Annotated in this window: 20 protein-coding genes and 1 pseudogene; 5 read left to right on the forward strand and 16 right to left on the reverse strand. The window is 58.2% G+C overall.

The features are described 5' to 3' along the window. The first annotated feature begins 31 nt into the window (after positions 1–31). A complete protein-coding gene (locus tag IB244_RS14100) occupies positions 32–1,384 on the forward strand; it encodes a Do family serine endopeptidase (RefSeq protein ID WP_246734414.1) in 1,353 nt (450 codons plus the stop codon). 27 nt (positions 1,385–1,411) lie between these two features. Here the strand turns inward: IB244_RS14100 and IB244_RS14105 are convergent, their stop codons facing one another. The 7 genes from IB244_RS14105 to IB244_RS14135 form a co-directional block, all read right to left on the reverse strand. Next, a complete protein-coding gene (locus tag IB244_RS14105; protein WP_210258192.1) occupies positions 1,412–1,618 on the reverse strand; it encodes a DUF72 domain-containing protein in 207 nt (68 codons plus the stop codon). A gap of 107 nt (positions 1,619–1,725) precedes the next feature. Next, positions 1,726–1,998, reverse strand: a complete 273-nt coding sequence (locus IB244_RS14110; RefSeq protein ID WP_062375180.1) for a BON domain-containing protein — start codon at positions 1,996–1,998, stop codon at positions 1,726–1,728. 633 nt (positions 1,999–2,631) lie between these two features. Then, a complete protein-coding gene (locus IB244_RS14115) occupies positions 2,632–3,168 on the reverse strand; it encodes a DUF4334 domain-containing protein (protein ID WP_169680734.1) in 537 nt (178 codons plus the stop codon). Further along, the gene (locus IB244_RS14120; RefSeq protein WP_169680732.1) at positions 3,140–4,057 is read right to left on the reverse strand and encodes a hypothetical protein; all 918 of its coding nucleotides are present in this window, start codon (positions 4,055–4,057) and stop codon (positions 3,140–3,142) included. The genes IB244_RS14115 and IB244_RS14120 overlap by 29 nt, the downstream gene beginning before the upstream one ends. A 192-nt stretch (positions 4,058–4,249) precedes the next feature. Next, positions 4,250–4,456: a hypothetical protein gene (locus tag IB244_RS33095; protein WP_409564063.1), complete on the reverse strand. Its 207-nt coding sequence runs from the start codon at positions 4,454–4,456 to the stop codon at positions 4,250–4,252. A gap of 15 nt (positions 4,457–4,471) precedes the next feature. Further along, on the reverse strand, positions 4,472–4,921 hold the full coding sequence (locus tag IB244_RS14130; protein ID WP_169680730.1) for a BA14K family protein: 450 nt from the start codon (positions 4,919–4,921) through the stop codon (positions 4,472–4,474). A 457-nt stretch (positions 4,922–5,378) separates the two neighbouring features. After that, on the reverse strand, positions 5,379–5,591 hold the full coding sequence (locus tag IB244_RS14135) for a cold-shock protein (RefSeq protein WP_169680992.1): 213 nt from the start codon (positions 5,589–5,591) through the stop codon (positions 5,379–5,381). Between the two features lie 315 nt (positions 5,592–5,906). On the opposite strand from IB244_RS14135, the gene adhP reads away from it, so the two are divergent. After that, complete coding sequence (gene adhP / locus IB244_RS14140) at positions 5,907–6,932, forward strand: alcohol dehydrogenase AdhP (RefSeq protein WP_169680728.1); 1,026 nt, start codon at positions 5,907–5,909, stop codon at positions 6,930–6,932. Positions 6,933–7,140: 208 nt separating this feature from the next. Beyond that, positions 7,141–9,495, forward strand: coding sequence for an ethanolamine ammonia-lyase subunit EutB (gene eutB, locus IB244_RS14145; protein WP_169680990.1), 2,355 nt, complete (start codon positions 7,141–7,143; stop codon positions 9,493–9,495). Between the two features lie 57 nt (positions 9,496–9,552). Here eutB and IB244_RS14150 read toward each other — a convergent pair whose 3' ends face one another. Next, complete coding sequence (locus IB244_RS14150) at positions 9,553–9,792, reverse strand: hypothetical protein (RefSeq protein ID WP_169680726.1); 240 nt, start codon at positions 9,790–9,792, stop codon at positions 9,553–9,555. Positions 9,793–10,050: 258 nt separating this feature from the next. After that, complete coding sequence (locus IB244_RS14155) at positions 10,051–10,347, reverse strand: ATPase inhibitor subunit zeta (protein ID WP_246733608.1); 297 nt, start codon at positions 10,345–10,347, stop codon at positions 10,051–10,053. A 745-nt stretch (positions 10,348–11,092) separates the two neighbouring features. Between IB244_RS14155 and IB244_RS14160 the strand changes: the two genes are divergently transcribed. After that, entirely contained in the window at positions 11,093–11,344 is a 252-nt protein-coding gene (locus IB244_RS14160; protein ID WP_169680724.1) for a hypothetical protein, read from the forward strand. A 158-nt stretch (positions 11,345–11,502) separates the two neighbouring features. Here the strand turns inward: IB244_RS14160 and IB244_RS14165 are convergent, their stop codons facing one another. Next, on the reverse strand, positions 11,503–12,567 hold the full coding sequence (locus IB244_RS14165; protein WP_113470372.1) for an AraC family transcriptional regulator: 1,065 nt from the start codon (positions 12,565–12,567) through the stop codon (positions 11,503–11,505). A gap of 422 nt (positions 12,568–12,989) precedes the next feature. On the opposite strand from IB244_RS14165, the pseudogene IB244_RS14170 reads away from it, so the two are divergent. After that, positions 12,990–13,154: pseudogene (locus IB244_RS14170) on the forward strand (GntR family transcriptional regulator); the annotation flags it as partial. Positions 13,155–13,266: 112 nt separating this feature from the next. On the opposite strand, the gene IB244_RS14175 reads toward IB244_RS14170, so the two are convergent. Genes IB244_RS14175 through IB244_RS14200 form a run of 6 tightly spaced genes read right to left on the reverse strand, consistent with a single transcriptional unit; the run spans position 13,267 to position 19,512 of the window. Continuing rightward, complete coding sequence (locus IB244_RS14175; RefSeq protein WP_169680721.1) at positions 13,267–14,019, reverse strand: ABC transporter ATP-binding protein; 753 nt, start codon at positions 14,017–14,019, stop codon at positions 13,267–13,269. After that, a complete protein-coding gene (locus IB244_RS14180) occupies positions 14,016–14,873 on the reverse strand; it encodes an ABC transporter ATP-binding protein (protein WP_192304639.1) in 858 nt (285 codons plus the stop codon). The genes IB244_RS14175 and IB244_RS14180 overlap by 4 nt, the downstream gene beginning before the upstream one ends. Continuing rightward, positions 14,870–15,805 carry an ABC transporter permease gene (locus tag IB244_RS14185; RefSeq protein ID WP_169680717.1) on the reverse strand — a complete coding sequence of 312 codons (936 nt, stop codon included), beginning with the start codon at positions 15,803–15,805 and terminating at the stop codon, positions 14,870–14,872. The genes IB244_RS14180 and IB244_RS14185 overlap by 4 nt, the downstream gene beginning before the upstream one ends. Positions 15,806–15,810: 5 nt before the next feature. Beyond that, positions 15,811–16,908 carry an ABC transporter permease gene (locus IB244_RS14190; RefSeq protein WP_192304641.1) on the reverse strand — a complete coding sequence of 366 codons (1,098 nt, stop codon included), beginning with the start codon at positions 16,906–16,908 and terminating at the stop codon, positions 15,811–15,813. Positions 16,909–16,914: 6 nt separating this feature from the next. Next, complete coding sequence (locus tag IB244_RS14195; protein ID WP_169680715.1) at positions 16,915–18,501, reverse strand: ABC transporter substrate-binding protein; 1,587 nt, start codon at positions 18,499–18,501, stop codon at positions 16,915–16,917. Between the two features lie 60 nt (positions 18,502–18,561). Further along, positions 18,562–19,512 (reverse strand): dihydrodipicolinate synthase family protein, encoded by a 951-nt coding sequence (locus IB244_RS14200; protein WP_192304643.1) that lies wholly within the window; start codon positions 19,510–19,512, stop codon positions 18,562–18,564. Positions 19,513–19,608 lie beyond the last annotated feature (96 nt).

The following is a 19,608-nucleotide window of genomic DNA, read 5'->3' on the forward strand; positions in this document are numbered from 1 at the left end:
GAAGGAGGATCTGAAGAATTCGGGGCCAAAAATGACCACGCGTTCGTCGAAATATGTTGGCGTATTCGCCGCACTCGTCCTCATCCTGGTTCCTGCGCCGTTACTGGCGGCGCGGCCGCAGTCGGCGATGTCGGCAAGCACGCAACCCCCGCTCGCTGATGTCTTGGAGAAGGTCACGCCGGCGGTCGTCAACATTGCAGTAAGGTCTCGCGTTTCCGCCGAAACCAATCCTCTTTACAACGATCCCTTCTTCCGCCGCTATTTCAACCTGCCTGAGCAGGAGCAGCGGCTGAGCGCGGGCTCCGGCGTCATCGTTGACGCCGACAAAGGCTATATCCTCACCAATCACCATGTCGTCGCGGACGCCGGCGAGATTGCGGTAACCCTGAAGGACCGCCGCCGCTTCACGGCCGAATTGGTCGGCACCGACAAGGCAACGGATATAGCGTTGCTGAGGATCGACGCTGACAAGCTGACGGCGCTTCCGTTTGGCGATTCCGGTGCGCTGCGGGTCGGCGACTCCGTTGTCGCGATCGGCAATCCGTTCGGGCTTGGCCAGACCGTCACCTCCGGCATCGTCAGCGCCCTTGGCCGTGGCGGCATCAATCTCGAGGGCTATGAGGATTTCATCCAGACGGATGCTTCGATCAATCCCGGCAACTCGGGAGGCGCACTGGTGACAACAGACGGCATGCTGGTCGGCGTCAACACCGCAATCATCGCGCCCACCGGCGGCAATGTCGGCATCGGCTTTGCGGTTCCGATCGCGATGGCGTCGGCCGTGATGGAGCAACTGATCGAGCATGGCGAAGTGCGGCGCGGCCGGATCGGCATCTTCGTCCAGGACCTGACGCCCGACCTGGCCGAGGCGCTGAGCATTGCGGAAAGCTACGGCGCCGTCGTCGGCAGCGTTGAGCAAGATTCGCCCGCGGCACAGGCGGGCCTTCGAGCTGGCGATGTCATCATCGCCGTCAACAATCGCAAAATCACGGGCTCGGCAGATCTCCGCAATCGTGTCGGCCTGGCTCAGGTCGGATCGGAAGTCGAAATCGAATTTCTGCGCGATCGGGTTCGCAAAACGGTGTCAATGCACATCGAGCCGGACGAGGCAATTGCCAAGCCTGGAGCCATGCCCGCTCGCCTTGAGGGCGCTGAGTTCCAGGATGCGGCCGGCAACGTGGTTGTTTCCAGCGTTGAAGATGGAAGTGCTGCGGCCCGAGCCGGTCTGCGCATGGGCGATGTGATCGTTGCTGCCAATCGCCGGCCTATCGCGACCGTCGGACAGCATCGATCTCAGGCCACTGCGGCGCGAAACATCCATCCTCGCAGCGTGATCACCGTATGTTCTCAAATGTCGGACAGATTCATCACTTTCGTGTCGTGATGCCTTTTAGGTGCTCCCGTCGAAACATCATTTCTTTTCTGCCCCAACCACGAGCCCAAGACGCTTCGCCAACATATGCGCATCGGCAGGCGCTCGAACTTTAACGTCGTTGTCGAAATAGAGGTAAACATCCCGCCCCTTTTTGGACGGGGAAAGCGGCGCGGTAACCCGTTCCGCGTCAACGGGCTCTTCGCCGCGGGCCCATGCAGTAACCCGCTCCGCCCACGTTTTCAAAGCGTCATCGTAAGAAACGATAAGAGGAAGCTTCCCGCACGCCCATCCACTTTCCGGGCCTGCGAAATATGCGCATCACAAATAACCGAGAACCACGACTGATGATCCTAGTGTTCAATAATGCGACCTAGCATTCGATCTTGGACATTTTCTGGTCCGACTATTAACGCGGCGATCGAAGTTGCGCGTTCCCGCTCGGCGTAGTTATTGATGTATCCCTCTAGCAGAATGACAGGACCCAGCATCTTGATCGTGATGGCAGAGCTATCCAGATCGGGGTCGGCGGACATTGCCGCTTCAACGGATGCAATAGTCGCAGCCGAACTATGACCGCTCGTGCAATGCTGTTCATGGCTAAAGCTGTCTGATCCGAACTTCATCGTCTTTTCTCCTTCCGGCTCCCTTAAGAAACAGTCGAAGGATCATTAAGTTCGGGCGTTGGACTTAGGTCTGATTGAGAGGCGACGATCCATCGCTTACCTCCATGAGGCTTAGGGTCAGAAAACGCGAGCGTTGTCAGTGAGGCAATGCTCTAGCGTTTGTGGCGGGCCACACTTGGAGTGGTTCGCATTCGCCTACGCAAGTCGAGAGATTCATTTTAGCGGCAATGAAAGGATGACCTGAGTTAAAGAGATCCAAGAGAATATTGTTTTTTATTTCAATGTCTTATCTCGAATACTTCCACTGTTAGGAAAGCTACGCAAGCAGGCTTCCATGGCTTAGTGGCGTCGATAGACTGAAGGCTAAATGGCCGGCCGACCCTCAAGCAGGAAGACTAGCCTTCGCTCAGCCGACTTTGATCGCGCAGATCAAGTTTCGCCGATTGTCAATGCCACGCTCCGCCATGCATTAGAGCCGTGAGATCCAGGACAATGTTGTTGTCCATGGCCGAGAAAATGCAGACTAAAACAGGCAGGGCGCTCGACCCTTGCGGGGAGCGCCCTGCCAAACCCGGACGACCGCAGGCGGCAGAAATCTGCACGGCAAGGACCATCGAAACGGGTAGTGGGGCGTTATTTGGTGTGCGCCTGTTCTTTTTCAAGCTCTTCCGTCCGTTCGAGTTCAAAGAAGTAGATCTGGTCTTCGCCTTTGATCGTCATCACCCCCATGATCTTTCTTTCATCGACGCGGCGGAAATAGTCGACAATCGGCTGCTCGTCATAGACCATCGCCGCACTCTCGGCGCCGGCAAACCGCATGATCCTCAGGCAAGCCACCGGACCACTCGCCTGAAAACCGCGGCGCAGATAGGAGAACAGGATCCGCGCCGCTCCCGTGCGTCCGAGCTTGTGGAAACGAAGTGCCAGGCAAACCGGTATCTGTGCTGGATCGATGGCAATCAGACGCCGCTCTCGCGTCCAAAACAGTAATGCGTCTGCACGCATGTCCGCCCTAAACCGCTTTCCGAACCAGCCAAGATTTTCCAGCACGCCGTCGAGCGGGTGCCCGGCGGGGATGCCGCGCCCCTGCCACAATCCGACGATTTCGATCGGCTCGACCGGCGGCAGGCTTCGGAATTGCTCAAAGGCGGCGGTTTGCCGTTCTCTCATTCGATGACCTGTCCTTGCTTTTACGCTCGTTCGCCAGCCGTCTGGATCTCGCGTCGCGTCGCGCAGGTCGCAACTCCTCCAGCGTCGGCATCCACCAGCCCCGATCGAGCTCACTCTTGTTGGGTGGTGTTCGCGCAGGCCATGTCGTGACCAGTTCTTCAAGTGTGCCTGCGCGCCACGACGCCCAGACATATTCTACGCTTTCAGTTGCGGGAAAATAGAACGCGCTGACCGTGGGCCGGTCCGCCAACTCGCCGTCAGTGCCGATGAAACAGACGACTCCGACATGCGTCCCGATCGCGCGCGCGAAAGGCGGGCCATCATGTGCGGGAACAGGGTATCGCTTCCGCCGGCGCTCCCGTGTCCTCGCCTTGGACAAGCCCTCTTCTTCCGTTCCCTTGATGGCCTCCCGCCGCGCGCGCCTCGCTTCGGGCTCACTGCGCTCGGAAGCCGCTTCGATCGCCGGCCATCGACTGCGGAGGTCCTCGAACGACCGGTAAGGAACAGTCCATAAGCGGCGATCAACGTCCCAGCGTGCATAAGGGATCTCGCGGATCTCCTTGATGACACTTCGTGAATAGGGCGTCCGGATCTGGAACGTCGCCGTCGCGGCTTCGAGATATCGGCTTTCGATCGGATCGAATGCAAACGCGTCCCTGCCCTTTTCGTCAGCGAATGCATCTGCCTCAGCCTCCACTTCGGCGAACCATCGGCTGATACGCCTTTCCGCTGTACGACCGGGCACGAACCAGGCGTTCAGGCTGTCGCTCCACCGCGCACGAGGAAACGCTTCTCGAAACCGCTCCACCGTTATCCGGTCGTGCGGCAGATCAGTCGTTGCACCGACACGCCAAGGCCGGGTGGCCGTGGTTTTTGCTTCTTTGTCCATGTGCCGTGGCCTTAAGACACATCTGGCAACTCATGCTGGCCGTTTTGCTTTTCCGAGACGCTTGATTGCCTCTTCAAGCGGTCGCTCACCATCACAATAATCCTGCCAGGCTGAGCTTTTCGCAAGCAGCACAGGCACCGTTCGAACAGTGAACCGCGCCGGGTCGAGATCGGACGTCTGCTTGTGCCGAGGTCAGCGGCATAGAGATGGTACCGCCTGGTCGCGCCCGCGGCGACAGAGGCGCGCCACGGCCGTCGCCATGCGATCGTTTCGTAGATAGTCAAGAAAGAAATTTTGCCGTTCCGAAGGCTTTTGGTCATCTTGATAAGATGGAGGTCGGGGGGTATCGCGCGCCATCAGCTGGCAGACATCATGCGCAAATCCTTTCGCTTCCGCCAAGGGCCGTGCGCGCCATCAGTAGTAGGGCGAGACACACGCCTGTCGTGGGCCATAATAGGGCTGGAACGTGTTGTCATAACTCCTGTAGGATCGATAACGCGCATAACACCAGCGCGTATGCGCATTGCCACCGTAATACGCTCTGCGATAGTATCGAGGCGCATAATAAGACGGGCCGTAGTAACCCGGGTCGTAGTAGTCAGGTGCATAATAGTTCGGCTGCGCCAGCAATCCGCCGATTATTGCGCCTGCCGCGAGGCCGCCGAGCGCCCAGCCCCACCCGCCGTCGCCATGATGGTGATAGTATCCGCCGTGGTAGTAACCGCCGTGGCCGCCATGATAGTCCACCGGCTGCGCCTGCGGGGAATCGATCTTCGGGGCGACGATGGTGGGGAATGCCATTGCCGGCGGGACGCTCGTCAACGCCGTCGCAAGCAACACGGCAACGAATGCTAGCCTTTTCATCGGCTTCCCTTCCGTCAACTTTGCAGTCCACCATTATACCGCGGAAAGGACGATGTCGCACTTGATTTCCAGTGGGCGGTGAACGGTCCAGAAGGGCTGCCTTTTACCTCACTGCGACATTGATCGCTCAATGCCAGCATGGCCAGAGCCCTGTAATCCAAAGCGGCCCGCGATCGCGAGAGAAGCGCAGGCGTTGCCTAAAAAGAGCTAAGCTTCTCCCCCTCTGGCATGGGAGATTTCGTCCTGTGCAGGATGCTGGGTGTCCGGTTGCGCCCTGTTTGAGCCGCACCTCTCAAAGATACCACGTCGTGACCGTCATCAGGTCAGCTACGTCTTCACCTTCCAGCCGGGACAGCCCAGAGTAACAAACCCGTCGATTTGCAGAATACCGGCATCGGCATCGACGACGATATATCCTTGTCACCATACGGTAGGCGGGCCAATGACAGACGATCCGTCACCGCAGTTCAATATTGACAGCCTGGGGGCCTTTTCCTCTTTTATCCGGTTCCGTGTCGAATGAGACTTTCTGCCCCTCGCGGATGGTCTGGATCCCAGACGCCTGAAGAGCCGAGATGTGCAGAAACACATCGTTGCCGCCCCCCTCGGGACTGATAAAACCGAACCCCTTGTCTTCGTTGAAGAATTTCACCGTGCCCGTTACCATTATAACCTCCCGACCAAGAATATGATCAACATGGAGCCGACGCGCAGCCTACGCAAGCGGAAATATGGGCCTCAGCCGCTGGTCCAGAGGCTGCTCTCTGCCAGGATATTTCGCCCGACCTATGACTGCCGAAGGCCCCCTCGCCGCTTCATTGTTGTCGACCGATCGGAAGAGGTTTACGTTTGCGACGATATCGGGACGTGACTTACTGTGTTTTGCGTTGTGGACCAGGCGCGGTCTCTTGGCAATCCCGCGCATCGTTGGCTCACGACGCAGCTTCAGATTGACCGGCGTCTCGTTTCCAGTTGGAGGAAACTCATGGGTCAGATGATGAAGGCCGCTGTCGTTCGACAGTTCCGCACACCTCTCGTGATCGAAGATGTGCCCGTGCCATCTCCGCAACCGGGGCAGATACTCGTCAAATACGAAGCGACTGGCGTGTGCCATACCGACCTCCATGCAGCCAATGGGGATTGGCCGGTGAAGCCGAGCCCACCATTCATACCCGGGCACGAGGGCGTTGGCTATGTTTCGGCAATCGGCGCCGGTGTCACGAGAGTGAAGGAGGGCGACCGTGTTGGCGTGCCCTGGCTACACAGCGCGTGCGGCTACTGCCCGCAGTGCCGAACCGGTTGGGAAACACTCTGCGCCTCGCAGTCGAACACCGGATACTCCGTTAATGGCACCTTCGCCGAGTATGGGCTCGCTGATCCTGAGTTCGTCGGCACACTGCCTGACCATTTGGAGTTCGGCCCCGCTGCCCCGGTTCTTTGCGCGGGCGTCACTGTCTACAAGGGATTGAAAGAGACAGAGGTGCGCCCAGGCGAATGGGTTGCCATTTCGGGCGTGGGAGGCTTGGGTCACATGGCCGTCCAGTATGCAAAGGCGATGGGCATGCATGTCGTCGCCGCCGACATCTTCGAAGAGAAACTGGCTTTGGCAAAACAACTCGGGGCGGACGTCACGATCAACTGCAAGGCTGGCGACGCCGTCGAGCAGGTTCGGAAGGCGACCGATGGCGGTGTACATGGGGCTCTCGTTACGGCGGTCTCCCCCGCCGCCATGGAGCAGGCCTTTGGCTTCCTGCGATCGCGTGGGACGATGGCACTCGTCGGCCTGCCGCCGGGGATGATATCGCTGCCGGTGTTCGAAACAGTCCTGAAACGCATAACAGTTCGGGGATCGATCGTCGGTACGCGCCAGGATCTGGAGGAATCGCTGCAATTCGCGGCCGAAGGAAAAGTCACACCTCATTTCTCCTGGGAGGGTCTCGAGAGCATCAATGACATTTTCCACCGTATGGAAGCGGGAAAGATCGACGGTCGCATCGTCATGAGATTGTAACACTTGTACCAGCCAACCGGCGGTTCCGATTTTGGACAACAGGGTTCGCAAGGCGGCATTGCGATCGGAAATCTTGCGGGGGGATCCGCTCAGTTGCGAAACGACCTTAGGTAGCTCAGAACCGTGCCGCTGCGGGAGGTTTTCACTCCGACAGCCGGTTCGAGGCATAGCAGAGCCAATGACCTTTGACCCACGGAAAGGTATCGCCATGAACAAGGGCTTGTTGTCTGATGCGCGTGACGGACTATCCAGAAGAGATCTTCTGCTGGTGGCGGGAACCGCCGCCGCGACGATCGCCAGTTACAGCAATGGCGCCAAGTCCGCGTCCCAGCCGGATGCATTCTCCATCAAGGACGTGAAACAAGGCGAGGATATTTTTACCTACATCTCAAGAATGAAGGGCGGCTTTGAACCGACTTTATACCAGCAGGTTATCGGTGCTGCCAATGAGTTCAAGGAAGGAGATCAAGCAATCGGCGTTGGCGCCGACAACGATGCGACGCGACGAAATGCGCGCATTCTGTTGACGAATACCAAGCTCGCGGACCTCTACGCGAGACCATTATCTCAGGATGATCTGCAACAACTCATCTGGCAGACCACCGACCAGGCCCAGTACGAAAAGGTCAAGGACTGGACCATGGGCGAATTGAAGGAATTTCTTCTCGCCGAGCCAGAGGACGAGATTAGGGGTGTCATGAATGGCCTGACCAGCGACACCATCGGCTGCGTGCCGAAATTGATGAGCAATGAAGAGCTCGTCTCCGTCAGCCGAAAGATCTTTAACGCAATGCCTGGCACCAAGCTTGGCGCGAAGGGATACATGGGCGCACGCATCCAGCCCAATTCACCGACGGACCATCCCGACGACATAATCTGGCAGGTCTTCGACGCATTTTCGTATGCCACGGGCGACATCGTCATCGGCACCAATCCAGTTGACAGTACGGTCAACAGCGTCGCCACTGTCGAACGTGCGCTCAAGGACGTTGTCGACACCTTCAAGCTGCAGGATGTGATCCCGTGGTGCGTCCTCTCGCACATCGATGTCCAGGCCGAAGTAGGCGACAGCTTCCCCAAAACCGTCTCCACGATGTTCCAGAGCCTTGCTGGAACTGACGATTGTAACAAGATCTTCGACATCACGATTGACAAGATCCTGAAATATGCGCGGGCGAAGAAGGGGCAGCGATATGGCCTCTACTTTGAAACCGGACAGGGCTCGGAATTCACCAATGGGGCGGCGAACGGCGTCGACATGATGGTTCTTGAGTCACGAAAATACGGCTTCAGCAGGGCTGTAGGATTGGAGCTTGCCAAGGTGCAGCCCAAGGGCGCCTGGCTTCACGTCAATGATGTCGCCGGTTTTATCGGGCCGGAGGTATTCAAGAGCCGCGACCAACTCGTGAGATGCTGTCTCGAAGACTTGGTCATGGGCAAGCTCCATGGCCTTACCATCGGTCTGGACATTTGTACGACATTGCACATGACAGTGAGCCTTGATGACCTGGATTGGTGCCAGGATCAGATCATGCCGGCCAATCCCGCTTATCTGATCGCGCTGCCAACGAAGAACGACCCGATGTTGAGCTACCTCACCACATCGTTTCAGGATCACGTGCGCTTGCGCGAAAAGTTCGGCTTTCGGGTCAACGATGCGATTTGGGACTTCTACAAGCGGCTCGGCGTGGTGGGCAAGGACAACCGCTACACGGCGAATTATGGAAATCCCCTTTGGGTGTACTTCCAATATCGCCTGGCCAAGGGCGACAAAAGATCGCGTGAGCAGGTCTATGCGGAAGGCCGGCAGAAGATGCGGGAGATTGAGAAGCGAGGGGTCGACATTGCCACAGGGCATGGAAGGAACAGATGGGATCTCAATCAGACGCTTTCGACCAAGGTCAAAGGCTTGTACGAGGATGCGAAGCAGTCCCTCTGGACCGAATTCACGCCCGAGTTTATCGCCGGCATTCCCGATGCCGTTTCAGTGCACACACAGTCCAGGGATCGCAATGACTACATAGCCCATCCCATGAGTGGCGAGATGTTGAACGCGGAAGGATTGCGGGACGTCGAAAGACTGAGAGATGCCTGGGGAGACGATATCCCTCAAGGTCAGATCGTTATTTCCGACGGACTAAATGCAAAGGCCATCATGGATGATGGACATCTTGCGCCCTATCTCGAGGAGATGCGCCGGCTGCTGGCCACAGCTGGCGTCGCAATGAGCAACAAGAACATTGTTGTTACCAGCGGAAGGGTGAGAGCCGGATACAGGATCGGCGAGGTACTTTTCGCAAGGACAAATCCCAACAGCTTCCGAGGGATTCTTCACATCATCGGCGAACGGCCAGGGACGATGCACCACGCCTATTCGGTGTACATTACTGTCGCCAAGGGCAAACGATGGTCCGAAAAGGATATCGATCACGACATCACCAGGCTTGTCAGCAACGTCGCGGACACGGCCCTGCCGCCCAACGAAGCCGCCAGAGAAACACTGACCATCATCAGGGAAATCGTCGGACGGAATGTAAACGGCAGCCGTCGCTACGGGGAATAGAAAGGCGGTGTACGGGTGCTCCTCTCCCCGTTATCAGGGCCGCAGGTCCAGACCCGATCAATCGATCCTCCGGCCCACGCGCACCAGGTGTTCGTCCGGATCGGACACTGCGAATTCGAACATGCCCCATGGCTGCTTGACTGGTGGATAAAGAAGCCTGCCTTTTAGCCGGGCCGCCAGTTCTTCGACATCGTCAGCGTAGAAGTAGATGCCGAACGGGCTCTTGCCGGGAACGAGCCAGTCCTCGGCCGCCTTCGTCAGGTGGATTTCGGCGCCTCCGTCGTCCGTCAATATCACGTAATCGCCGTAGTCCTCAGAATCCGAATAGCACCGGAGGCCTTTTTGGGAAAAGATCGAAGCCAGCTCCAATGGGCGGCAATGGACATAAGCGCGCCGACTGCCATTTTATGGATCGGTTCGCCAATTTCCCCCGGTGAACCAAATCAGGACGTGTGCGAAACAACGGACGGTCACAGAATACCATCCCTCGCGGCGCCTTAGACCACCGGGACCTTCGCCTCTCCACCGCCTCCCCGGCCAGAGTGTAACCAGATTTTACTTCACCAGGTTGCGCGCAATCTGCACAAGCGCACCGTCACTGGCATCCGACGTCTCTGATTGATTTCCAGCCTCAAGCCAGCAGACGTTCATAACTGCCAGAATATCCTCATCCGATTGATCCACACCAGCCGCGTCGAAGTCTCTCCGGATGATGGCAAGGATATCGTTGCGGTTGACGTCAACCGCCCCTCTGGCAAGTTCATCCGAGTATGCTTTCGCGTTTTCGTCGGCGAGCGCCAGTTTTTCCGCCGCCCACATGCCAACCAGCTTGTTGCGCCTCACCATTCTCATCACATCTATCCGAAGGCTAGCCATCGAAAACCCTCCGTTGCGTGTCTGCCTGCATCATATCCTTGTCTGCGATCCCGACAAAGACGATGAATGGAACTGGCCCTTGAATGATACGCTGCGTGCTCGGCGAACTTTATCTGGACGCAGCGCCAGCTGAAGGCTGGAATGGCGGCTTTTTTCGTTGCCGTTTCTTTTGATGTCCAAACGCTCTCCTCGCCCCGCTTGTGCTCAGGCGGGGCCCTTTTGCATGACCAACCTGATCCGATGCCAGAGGTTTTGATTAAACTCGCGATCACCATCGCCGCGTATCGTTATACCGATGGCCCGAAGCCACAACAGCCCTCCCAGGGTCGGCGGTGCGGATGACTATCTAAGCCTGATCCATCAGCGTTTCTGCCTGAACAGGAGTGCGTAATCCGCACACTGTGAACCCGTGGCAGCCTAACGCAAACAATTGTCTTCGGGCAGCAAGATTTTGACCGGTCGAAAACGGTACTGGTTTTGCGCGGAGACGAAGTAATTGAGTGTCAATGCACGGCAATGCGACCGGAGGGCTGGGATCTGGTTGCATTGCCGGTCGTACTGTGGCCGGATGGGTGCTTCCGTTCAATCAAAGTGCAACTTGCAAAAGTGCCCCCGTGCAGAACGGCTGACGGTCGAGGATGCGGCCAATGTGCTGCCCCGAGGAGACCGGGAAGTCTCGCCATCGCGCCCGCCCGCAAAAACGCCTCTGGAGGAGGAACTGATGTCAGCGAGAACGCTGCGGGAAGAATTCGAGCACCTGTCGCGCTTCGTGTGGGTGTCGTGGAACAACAGCGGTCGCGAGCAGGCTCTGCTCGTGGCCCGCAGCTTCGCCGCCGACTTCCCCTCGGTCGGCACGGCCGAAGACTTCATGCGCCGCGCCGAAGCAATGCGACAGGAGCCCGGCAGGCTGACCCAAAGCTCGACGCAGCCGCCCTCCACGCTGTCCGCCATCTGCGCGAAAGCAACGGAATAGCTGGGCCATTGCGCAAGCAGATCAGATGGCGACGTCGGCGCCATGCGACAACGGCACGTCACAAGGGCCGACTGGCATGTCGCGCGTATGTCACCGGGATGAATGAGCCTGACAGGAACGAGAGGTGCGGTCCGAGTTTGCGTATAAAAAGAAGAGCATCATGCTGTTGCTTCGACTGTCGGGATTTGGACAGGAGCGCGCCGAAATTCAAGCGGGCTCTTGCCTGTCCAACGGCGGCAAGCGTGACTGAAGGAGCTCGGATGGTGAAACCCCAACAACCAGGCAATCTGGGACGCCTGAAGATCGTCTTCGAGGTAACGCATCGCAAGCTCACGGCGCATTTGATCCAGGACCTCACTGAAGCTTAGGCCCTCGGCCGCCAATTTACGAGCAAATGTCCTCTCGCTCAAACCAAGTCGTTTTGCAACGGTTCCTATGGACGCCTCGGCATGCGGCAACAGAGGCGCAATATTGTTTTCCACGATCGTTCGGAACCGGCTGGTATTGGCCATGCGGGTTGTCATCGCCTCGTCGCACATCTTCAGTATCAGTTCGTTGAGAAATGGGTCGTCTCCAACGACCGGGAGCTCCAACGTTCCGGCGTTGAAAATGATTTCATCCGTTTCTGCTCCGAATTCAACCTCACATCCAAATACTCGCCGGATATAGGTCAGGTCGCCAGTTCTATGATGAACAAATCTCACCTTGTGCGGCGAAAGATCCCGTCCGACGAGTTTGCGGCAGAGGCGCACAAGGGCAAATAACAGCAACTCCATGTTGTGCTGGTCGCGATGCCTCTGCACCCCCGTGTAGGAGACTTCGACAGAACATGCGGGCTTCTCCTTAAGCCGCACGACGAGTGCCTCGTTTCCAAGGCGGACATATCTTCCAAGGCGCGTGAAAGCGTCATTCAGATCGTGTGACGAGGCCATCACGTAGTAAAGCATCCCCATTTCACGCAAGTCGCATTCCTTGGCCAAGGCAAGACCCATCCAAGCATTCTTCGAAACATGCGCGACCAACTGCAGGAAATGCATTTGCGCGGTGACATGAATTCGCCGGCGCTCTGCGATCGCTGCGCTTGAAAGGCCAGACCGCGACAGCAAAGGCGCAACCTCAATTCCAGCACGTTCCAGATGCTGAACTGCCAGGCGCGTGGCCAGTCCCCATGAAGTTGGTCCATTGATCAGGTTTTGAATGTCAGGTTCGCGTTGCCCGGCCATGAGCGGTGTCCCCCCCGAAGCTGTAATGCTACCATTGTTTGTTCTTGTTCGCAAACTTCAACCGGTGGCATTTCCGTTTTCTCGCACCTGAGAAATGTGGCAGCTGCCCGCAAATTAATGTCACCAGATCACAAGCCGAACGCTTCTCAACGCAATATAACCGCCGACAACGGGTAAATGTCGATCGCACGATTGAAACGCCGCCTCACAGTCGAGGGGTACCGGTTTCGTGCGCTGCTCGTGGGATGGATTGATAGATGCATCTGGCAGTCCATCAGTTTTCCCGGCGGACCAGGTGGGGGGTATGGTCGCCGCCGGGATGTCGCCGCCGCTCGTGTCGTCATCGCAGCGTCCACGGTGAGGCGTTCTGGGAGGAGCGCGCAGACCGAGTGGCGGCGGCTCCAGCGCCGCGACCTCATTAGGATAAGCACGGGCAGATGCTAGAGGCGATCCGTGAGCGCAACGTCGAACTTGCCGATGAGCTTGCGCATGCGCACACCCGTCAGTTCCAGCAGAATTTCATCAACTTCATGCGCGAGAACTACACGACCGACGTGGCACTGGGGCCGCTCAAAGCTGCTGAGTGATCACGACGATCTCAAGCATAGCGGCTATCGGACCGGGTCATAATATGACGCATCCGCCGGCATCATGTGTTCGGAGCCCGCAAGCCCAGGAGCTTGTCAGCACAGCCCTACGTCATGGCGTGACCTGTTTGCCATAGAGCCTGCTTGCCCGCAGCAGACGCTGCGAATACGGATGCTCGACCGCACCTTGCCGCAAGCGCTCGATCTCGACTTGTTCAACAATTTCGCCAGCTTCCATGATTGCGACCCTGCTGCACATGTGGGAGACGACAGCCAGGTCATGGCTGACGAGCAGATAGGTCAGGCCGCGATCTTTCCGCAGATCGTCCAGAAGATTGAGAATTTCCGCCTGGACCGAGACATCAAGCGCCGAGGTCGGCTCGTCGAGAAGCAGAACGGCCGGGTCAAGAACCAAGGCGCGGGCAATCGCAACACGCTGGCGTTGCCCACCAGAGAGCTGATGTGGGAATCTGTAGCTGAGTGACGGGTCGAGCCCAACCGAGCGGAGAACTGCATCGACATCAATCGAATTGGTAGCAAGCCCCTGATTGCGGAGCGGCTCCTTGATCTGCGAGCGGATCGTCTTGCGGGGATGGAGTGATCCGTAAGGATCCTGAAACACCATCTGGACGCGCCGGAAAAATGGCCGGTCGCGCCGGCGGTCCAGCGTTTCGCCGTCCAGTCTGATCCGTCCCTCGTATTGTGGATTGAGGCCGGACATGGCGCGTAGAACCGTTGATTTTCCACAGCCAGATTCGCCAACGAGTCCAAACGCGGCGCCCTTTCCAACAGCAAGGCTGAGATTTTTGACGACCGGCCTTAGGCTGGCACCGAAGCGGACTGTGAGGTTGCTGATTTCAATCACCGCGGCAACTCCAGCACGTTGTCATTTAACCAGGCCGGGTCACGCTTCAGGATCGGCAAGCGGGTGGGCGGGTTGTCGATCGAGGGCAGAGATGCAAGCAGACCCTGCGTATAAGGATGTTTTGCGGATTCCAGTTCGCGGGCCTTGAGGACCTCGACGACCCTGCCGGCATACATGATAAGGACACGGTCGCAGAAATTTCGAACGAGGTTCAAATCGTGGCTGATGAAAATCAGACCGAGGTTACGGCGCGCAACGAGCTCATCCAGCAATGCCAGGATTTCAAGCCGCACTGTGACATCAAGCGCCGAGGTTGGCTCGTCTGCGATTAAAACCTCGGGCTCGGCAATCAGCATCATGGCGATCATCACGCGCTGGCCCATGCCGCCCGATATTTCGTGCGGATAGAGGCGAGCCACCTTTTCAACATCTCGGATCTTGACCGCATCCAGCATCGCGAGCGTCTGCTCGAAGGCCTGTTTCGCCGTGGCTTTGGGATAGTGAAATCGATAGGTTTCGGCGATCTGCTCGCCCACCCGCATGACCGGGTTCAACGAATATTTCGGGTCCTGCAAGATCAACCCGATCCGCCGTCCTCTGATCGTCATCATCGCGCGCTCGTCGGCCTTGAGCAGATCCACGCCTTGAAAGGTCATCTGCTGAGCGCTGACGATTGCGGTCGGTGGCAACAGTTTCATTATCGCGCGACCAACCGTGGACTTTCCCGATCCGGACTCACCAACGATGCCGAGTTTTTCCTGTGCGAGTGAAAAGGTGACGCCGCGCACGGCCCTCACTGTTCCGTGCCCGAAGGCGATCTCGAGATTGCGAATATCGATAAGTGACGTACTCATTGCGAACCCCTCGGATCAAGAACGTCGCGAAGCGCGTCGCCGACGAGGTTGAACGCAAGGCTGACGAGGGCGATTGCAATGCCGGGTGCTGCAATGACCCATGGGCTGTCGAGCATGAATTCGCGGCCGGTCGCTGCCATCGCCCCCCACTCGGGCCAGGGGGGCTGCGCGCCAAGGCCAAGAAAGCCGAGGCCGGCTGCCGTAATTATGATGCCCGCCATATTCAGGGTCACGCGCACAATGACGGAGGGAATGCACATCGGCAGGATGTGACGGGTGATGATCGTTGCAGGCGTTGCTCCCTGGAGCCGCACGGCGGCGATGAAGTCGGCCTTTCGCAGGCTGAGCGTTTCTGCGCGCGCAAGGCGTGCAATCGGTGGCCATGCCGTGAGCGAGATCGCGATGATGGCATTGGTAATGCCCGGACCAAGTGCTGCCGCAAACCCGAGCGCCAGCACCAACCCCGGAAATGACAGGAAGATGTCGGTGATGCGCATCAGCACTTCATCGACAATTCCGCCGAAATAGCCCGAGCAGGTACCGATTAAAAGTCCCATTGGAGCGACGATGACGGAGACGAGAATAATGATATAGAGCGTCGTGCGGGCGCCGTAGACAATACGGGCGAAGACATCCCGGCCGAAATTGTCGGTCCCGAGCCAGTGCTCCGCGGATGGTGGCGAAAGGCGTCCGGCCATGTCCTGGACGATCGGATCGTAAGCCGTCAGGAGTGGCGCGGCGAGCGCAACAAGGATCAAAAGGACAATGATTGCCAACCCTGCCAGGCCGAGCGGGTGAAGGCGAAACTTCAGCCAGCCCTGATGGAATTGCTGCGCGCTCGATTGAAACCAGCCCTGGGGTTCGGGCGCGCGCAGCCATTTGCGAAAGCGGCTGCCGTCGATGCGGTCGGCTTGTTCTGTGGACATCGTCATCGGCGTCACCGTGTTCGCGGATCAAGGATGCGGTAAAGCACATCCGAAAGGATGTTGATCGTCAGGAAGACGGCGCCGATTGTCAGCACTGCTCCCATCACGACGTTCATGTCATTCATCTGAAGCCCACGCGTCAGATACTGGCCAAGTCCCGGCCATCCGAAAACGGTCTCTATGAGCACTGCGCCTTCCAGAAGGCCCCCGAAAGTCAACGCCATGATCGTCAACAGCTGCACGCGAATGTTCCTGAAGGCGTGGCGCCAGACGACCTTGCGGCGCCCGAGCCCCTTTGCCCTGGCCGTGACGATGTATTCCTGACTGAGCTGCTCGAGCATGAAGCTGCGCGACATGCGGCTGATATAGGCCACGGAATAGTAGCCAAGGATGGCGCCCGGAAGGATGATGTGACCAAGCGCACTCTGGAACACGTCCCACTGCCCCTCGACCGCAGAGTCGATCAAAAGAAAGCCGGTTATAGGTGTGACGAGCCCCTCATAGAATACGTCGACGCGTCCCGATGCGCCGACAAGCTGAAGCTTTGCATAAAAGACGAAAAGCGCCATCAGGCCGGTCCAGAAGATCGGAATGGAATGACCGGCCAGCGCAACGATCCGTGCAACGTGATCAATGACGGTGCCGCGCCTGACGGCAGCGGTGATGCCGAGTGGTACACCGACGAGCGCTCCGACGATCATGGCGATGACTGCAAGCTCGATTGTCGCAGGAAAGATCGCCAATAGGTCGGTGAGGATCGGCTGTCCGGTCGTTGCCGATGTTCCAAGGTCGCCTGTCGCGACCCTTCCGACATAGCTCAGGAATTGCACGAGGATCGGCTGCCCTAGTCCCAGCTCGTTGTAGACACGATCATAGACCTCCTTGCTGACCTCCGGCCCGGTGATGGCAAGCACCGGGTCGGCGGGAAGCAACCGCCCCATCGAAAAGGTAAGAAAGAGCAGGCCGAGCAGCGTGGTCACGATCGCCACCACGCGCCCTGCCAGCCGTCTCAGAATGATTGCGAGTGGATGCGGCGCGACATAGGCCACTTCTTCTTCGCTAAAAGTGGTGTCGGAATTTCGCTTGGATACTAGATCGGCATTCGCCACGACCCCTTACTCCTTGGTTACGTCGTGCCAGCGCGTCGACCAGGTCGTGTGGCCGTGGTAACCCTTGACTGCGGAACGCATGACATAAGGGTCCGTCCGCTGGAAGAAGATGACGAGCGGGGCATCCATTCCGGAATAAACGCTATCCATCTTCTTGAAGATTTCCGTGCGTTTGCCGGTGTCGCGTTCCTTCATCGACTGATCGACGAGCGTGTTAAGTTCGTCCACCTTCATTCCGGCCCGCCATAGATAGTAACTCCCAAGACGTGCCTCATCGCTGTTGTCGGGATTGTAGGCGTACTGGGTGGCAACAGCGAATGGGTCGGGAAGACGGGCACCCGAGTTTCCGAGCAGGACTTCGTATTTCCGCTCCCTGAACGCCGGCGTGAATTCGCCAGGCACGAGATCAAGGTCAAGTCCGGCGACGCGCGCACTCGCCTGCAGCGCCTCGGCAAACGGCAGGGTTGCCGCTCCGGACGGATTGAGGACCTTCTTCAATCCATTGGGATACCCTGCCTCTGCAAGCAGTTGCTTGGCTTTGGCGGGATCGTAGTCATAGCGGGACGCCGCTTCATCGGGAGCGCCAATCATCCCGCGCGGGATCATCGACTGCCACGGGAAGCCCGTGTAGCGCATGATATTGCCGGAAATCGCCTTCCAGTCGAACGCATGTTGGAAGGCCTCGCGAACCTTGGGCTTTTGAAGATCCGGATCCTTCTGATTGAGGGCAATGTAGTAGAAGCCGAGGCCCGGAACGTTGTCGATCACCATCTCCTTGTTGTTGGACAAGGCATCGAGATCGCCGCTTGCCAGATATTGCCCGACATCGACGTCACCTGCTTCAAGCTGCAGTCTGAGATTGCCGGATTCGGGAATATGACGTGCAACAACTCGCGCCATGGCCGGGGCACCACCCCAATAGGCCTTCTGCGCGTTGAAGATCGCAACATCGTTTGGACGCCATTGGGCAAGCGCAAACGGCCCGCTTCCCGCCGAGTTGGCCGACAGCCAAGCGCCCCCAAGGTCGCCGTTCGCCTCGTGCGACAGTACCGTCTTCTTGTCGACGATGCCGATCGACGATCCGGCAAGGGAATAGAGTACCAGATCCGTATTGACGGGTCGTGGAAGTTCAATCTCGAGCGTGCGCTCGTCCTTGGCTCGTACAAGCTTCTCGACGTTGTCAGGCGTAAAGCCCCATAGCGCGATATCGGTCGAACCGACCTGACCCATCTTGATGACGCGTTGGATCGACCAGGCAGCATCTTCTGCCGTGACAGGATTGCCACTTTGGAAGACAGCGTCGTCGCGCAACGTCAGGCTGATGACCTTGGCGTCGTCCGACACGCTCCATTTCGTCGCGAGCATCGGCTTCAACGTTTTCAGATCGTCCGGCGACAACTGCACGAGATTATCGTAGAGGTTGGAGATCAGTTCGGAGACTGTCCGCGCATTGTTCTGCGCCGGATCAAGCGTTCTGATGCCGGTCAGATTGGTACCGATCACCAGCATGTTCGGCGGGGATGCCGCAAGTGAAGGTTGCGCGACAATCAATGCGCTGGCCATTGCGGCCGTTGCCAACAGGTTCCTCAGCATTTCAAGACCTCCCAATCTTGGGGCGTCAAATCGCCCTGGCTTAATAGATGAATGTCGAACTCAGCCCGCCGCCCTCGCGTCGACCGGCGCTTCATGCCGTTGGATGTCGCCGGCAGCCTCCCACGCGCGAAGCAGGCGAAACAGTTCTTCACGATCGCTCTCGTCGAGCATCGGCAATCCCGGCACGCGAACCGGACCGACGTTCAGGCCGGAATGGGTTACCGCCTCCTTGACGACCGTCACATTCGCACCGTTGCGGTATTTCGTGCGCATGCGTTCGAACGGCTCGAGCTTGTTGAGGATGGCGCGAGCACCGTCGTAATCACCGCTGGCAAGCGCTTCGTGCACTGCAAGCGAGAGCTTTGGCGCAACGTTGACGAGTCCGGAGGTAAAGCCCCGTGCGCCGGCAGCGGTAAACGACAGAGCCCAGCTTTCAGCGAGGCCGCAGACAAAGAGGGTGCCTGCGGGATCGGAGGCTGAAATCGCCCGCGAAAGCAGCATTAGATCCGGTGTCGCGAACTTGATGCCGGCGATGTTTTCATGGCGGGCAAGGCGGACCATGTCTTCGACATTAAAACCGTCGGCTCGCACATAGGCAATCATTGGCAGGGGCGAAGCATCCGCCAACTTGCAGAAATAGTCGATCTGCGCCGATGGTGCCGCAAAGGGATCGACGGGCTGATGCGCCATGACGGCAGATGCGCCGATCGCAGCTGCGTCCCTTGCCATTCGGACTGCCTCGCGCAGTGATCTGCCGATCGCGGCCGTCACCGGCGCCTTGCCATCGACACCTGTGACCGCAGCCTCGTGTACGCTGCGGATCTCCTCCACGGTCAAGGCATAGAACTCGCCGGTGTTTCCAGCCGCGACGATGTTGTGGATGCCAGCCATCGCCACCCGGCGATAAATGATTGCAGTCGAACGGGGTTCGACCTCACCGTTTTTGTCATAGGCCGTCACGGGAACGCCGGACACGCCCATCAGGGCCTGGCGCATGGTTGCGATGCTCATTTTCTCTCCCCTACCTGTCGATCAATTCGTGAAGCGGATAGGCGCCAGGCGCTCGCCATCAACATCAAGAGCAGTGGCGGCACCGGCCTCGAAACA

This window comes from Rhizobium sp. RHZ02, from assembly GCF_014851575.1.
Taxonomy (GTDB): domain Bacteria; phylum Pseudomonadota; class Alphaproteobacteria; order Rhizobiales; family Rhizobiaceae; genus Rhizobium; species Rhizobium altiplani.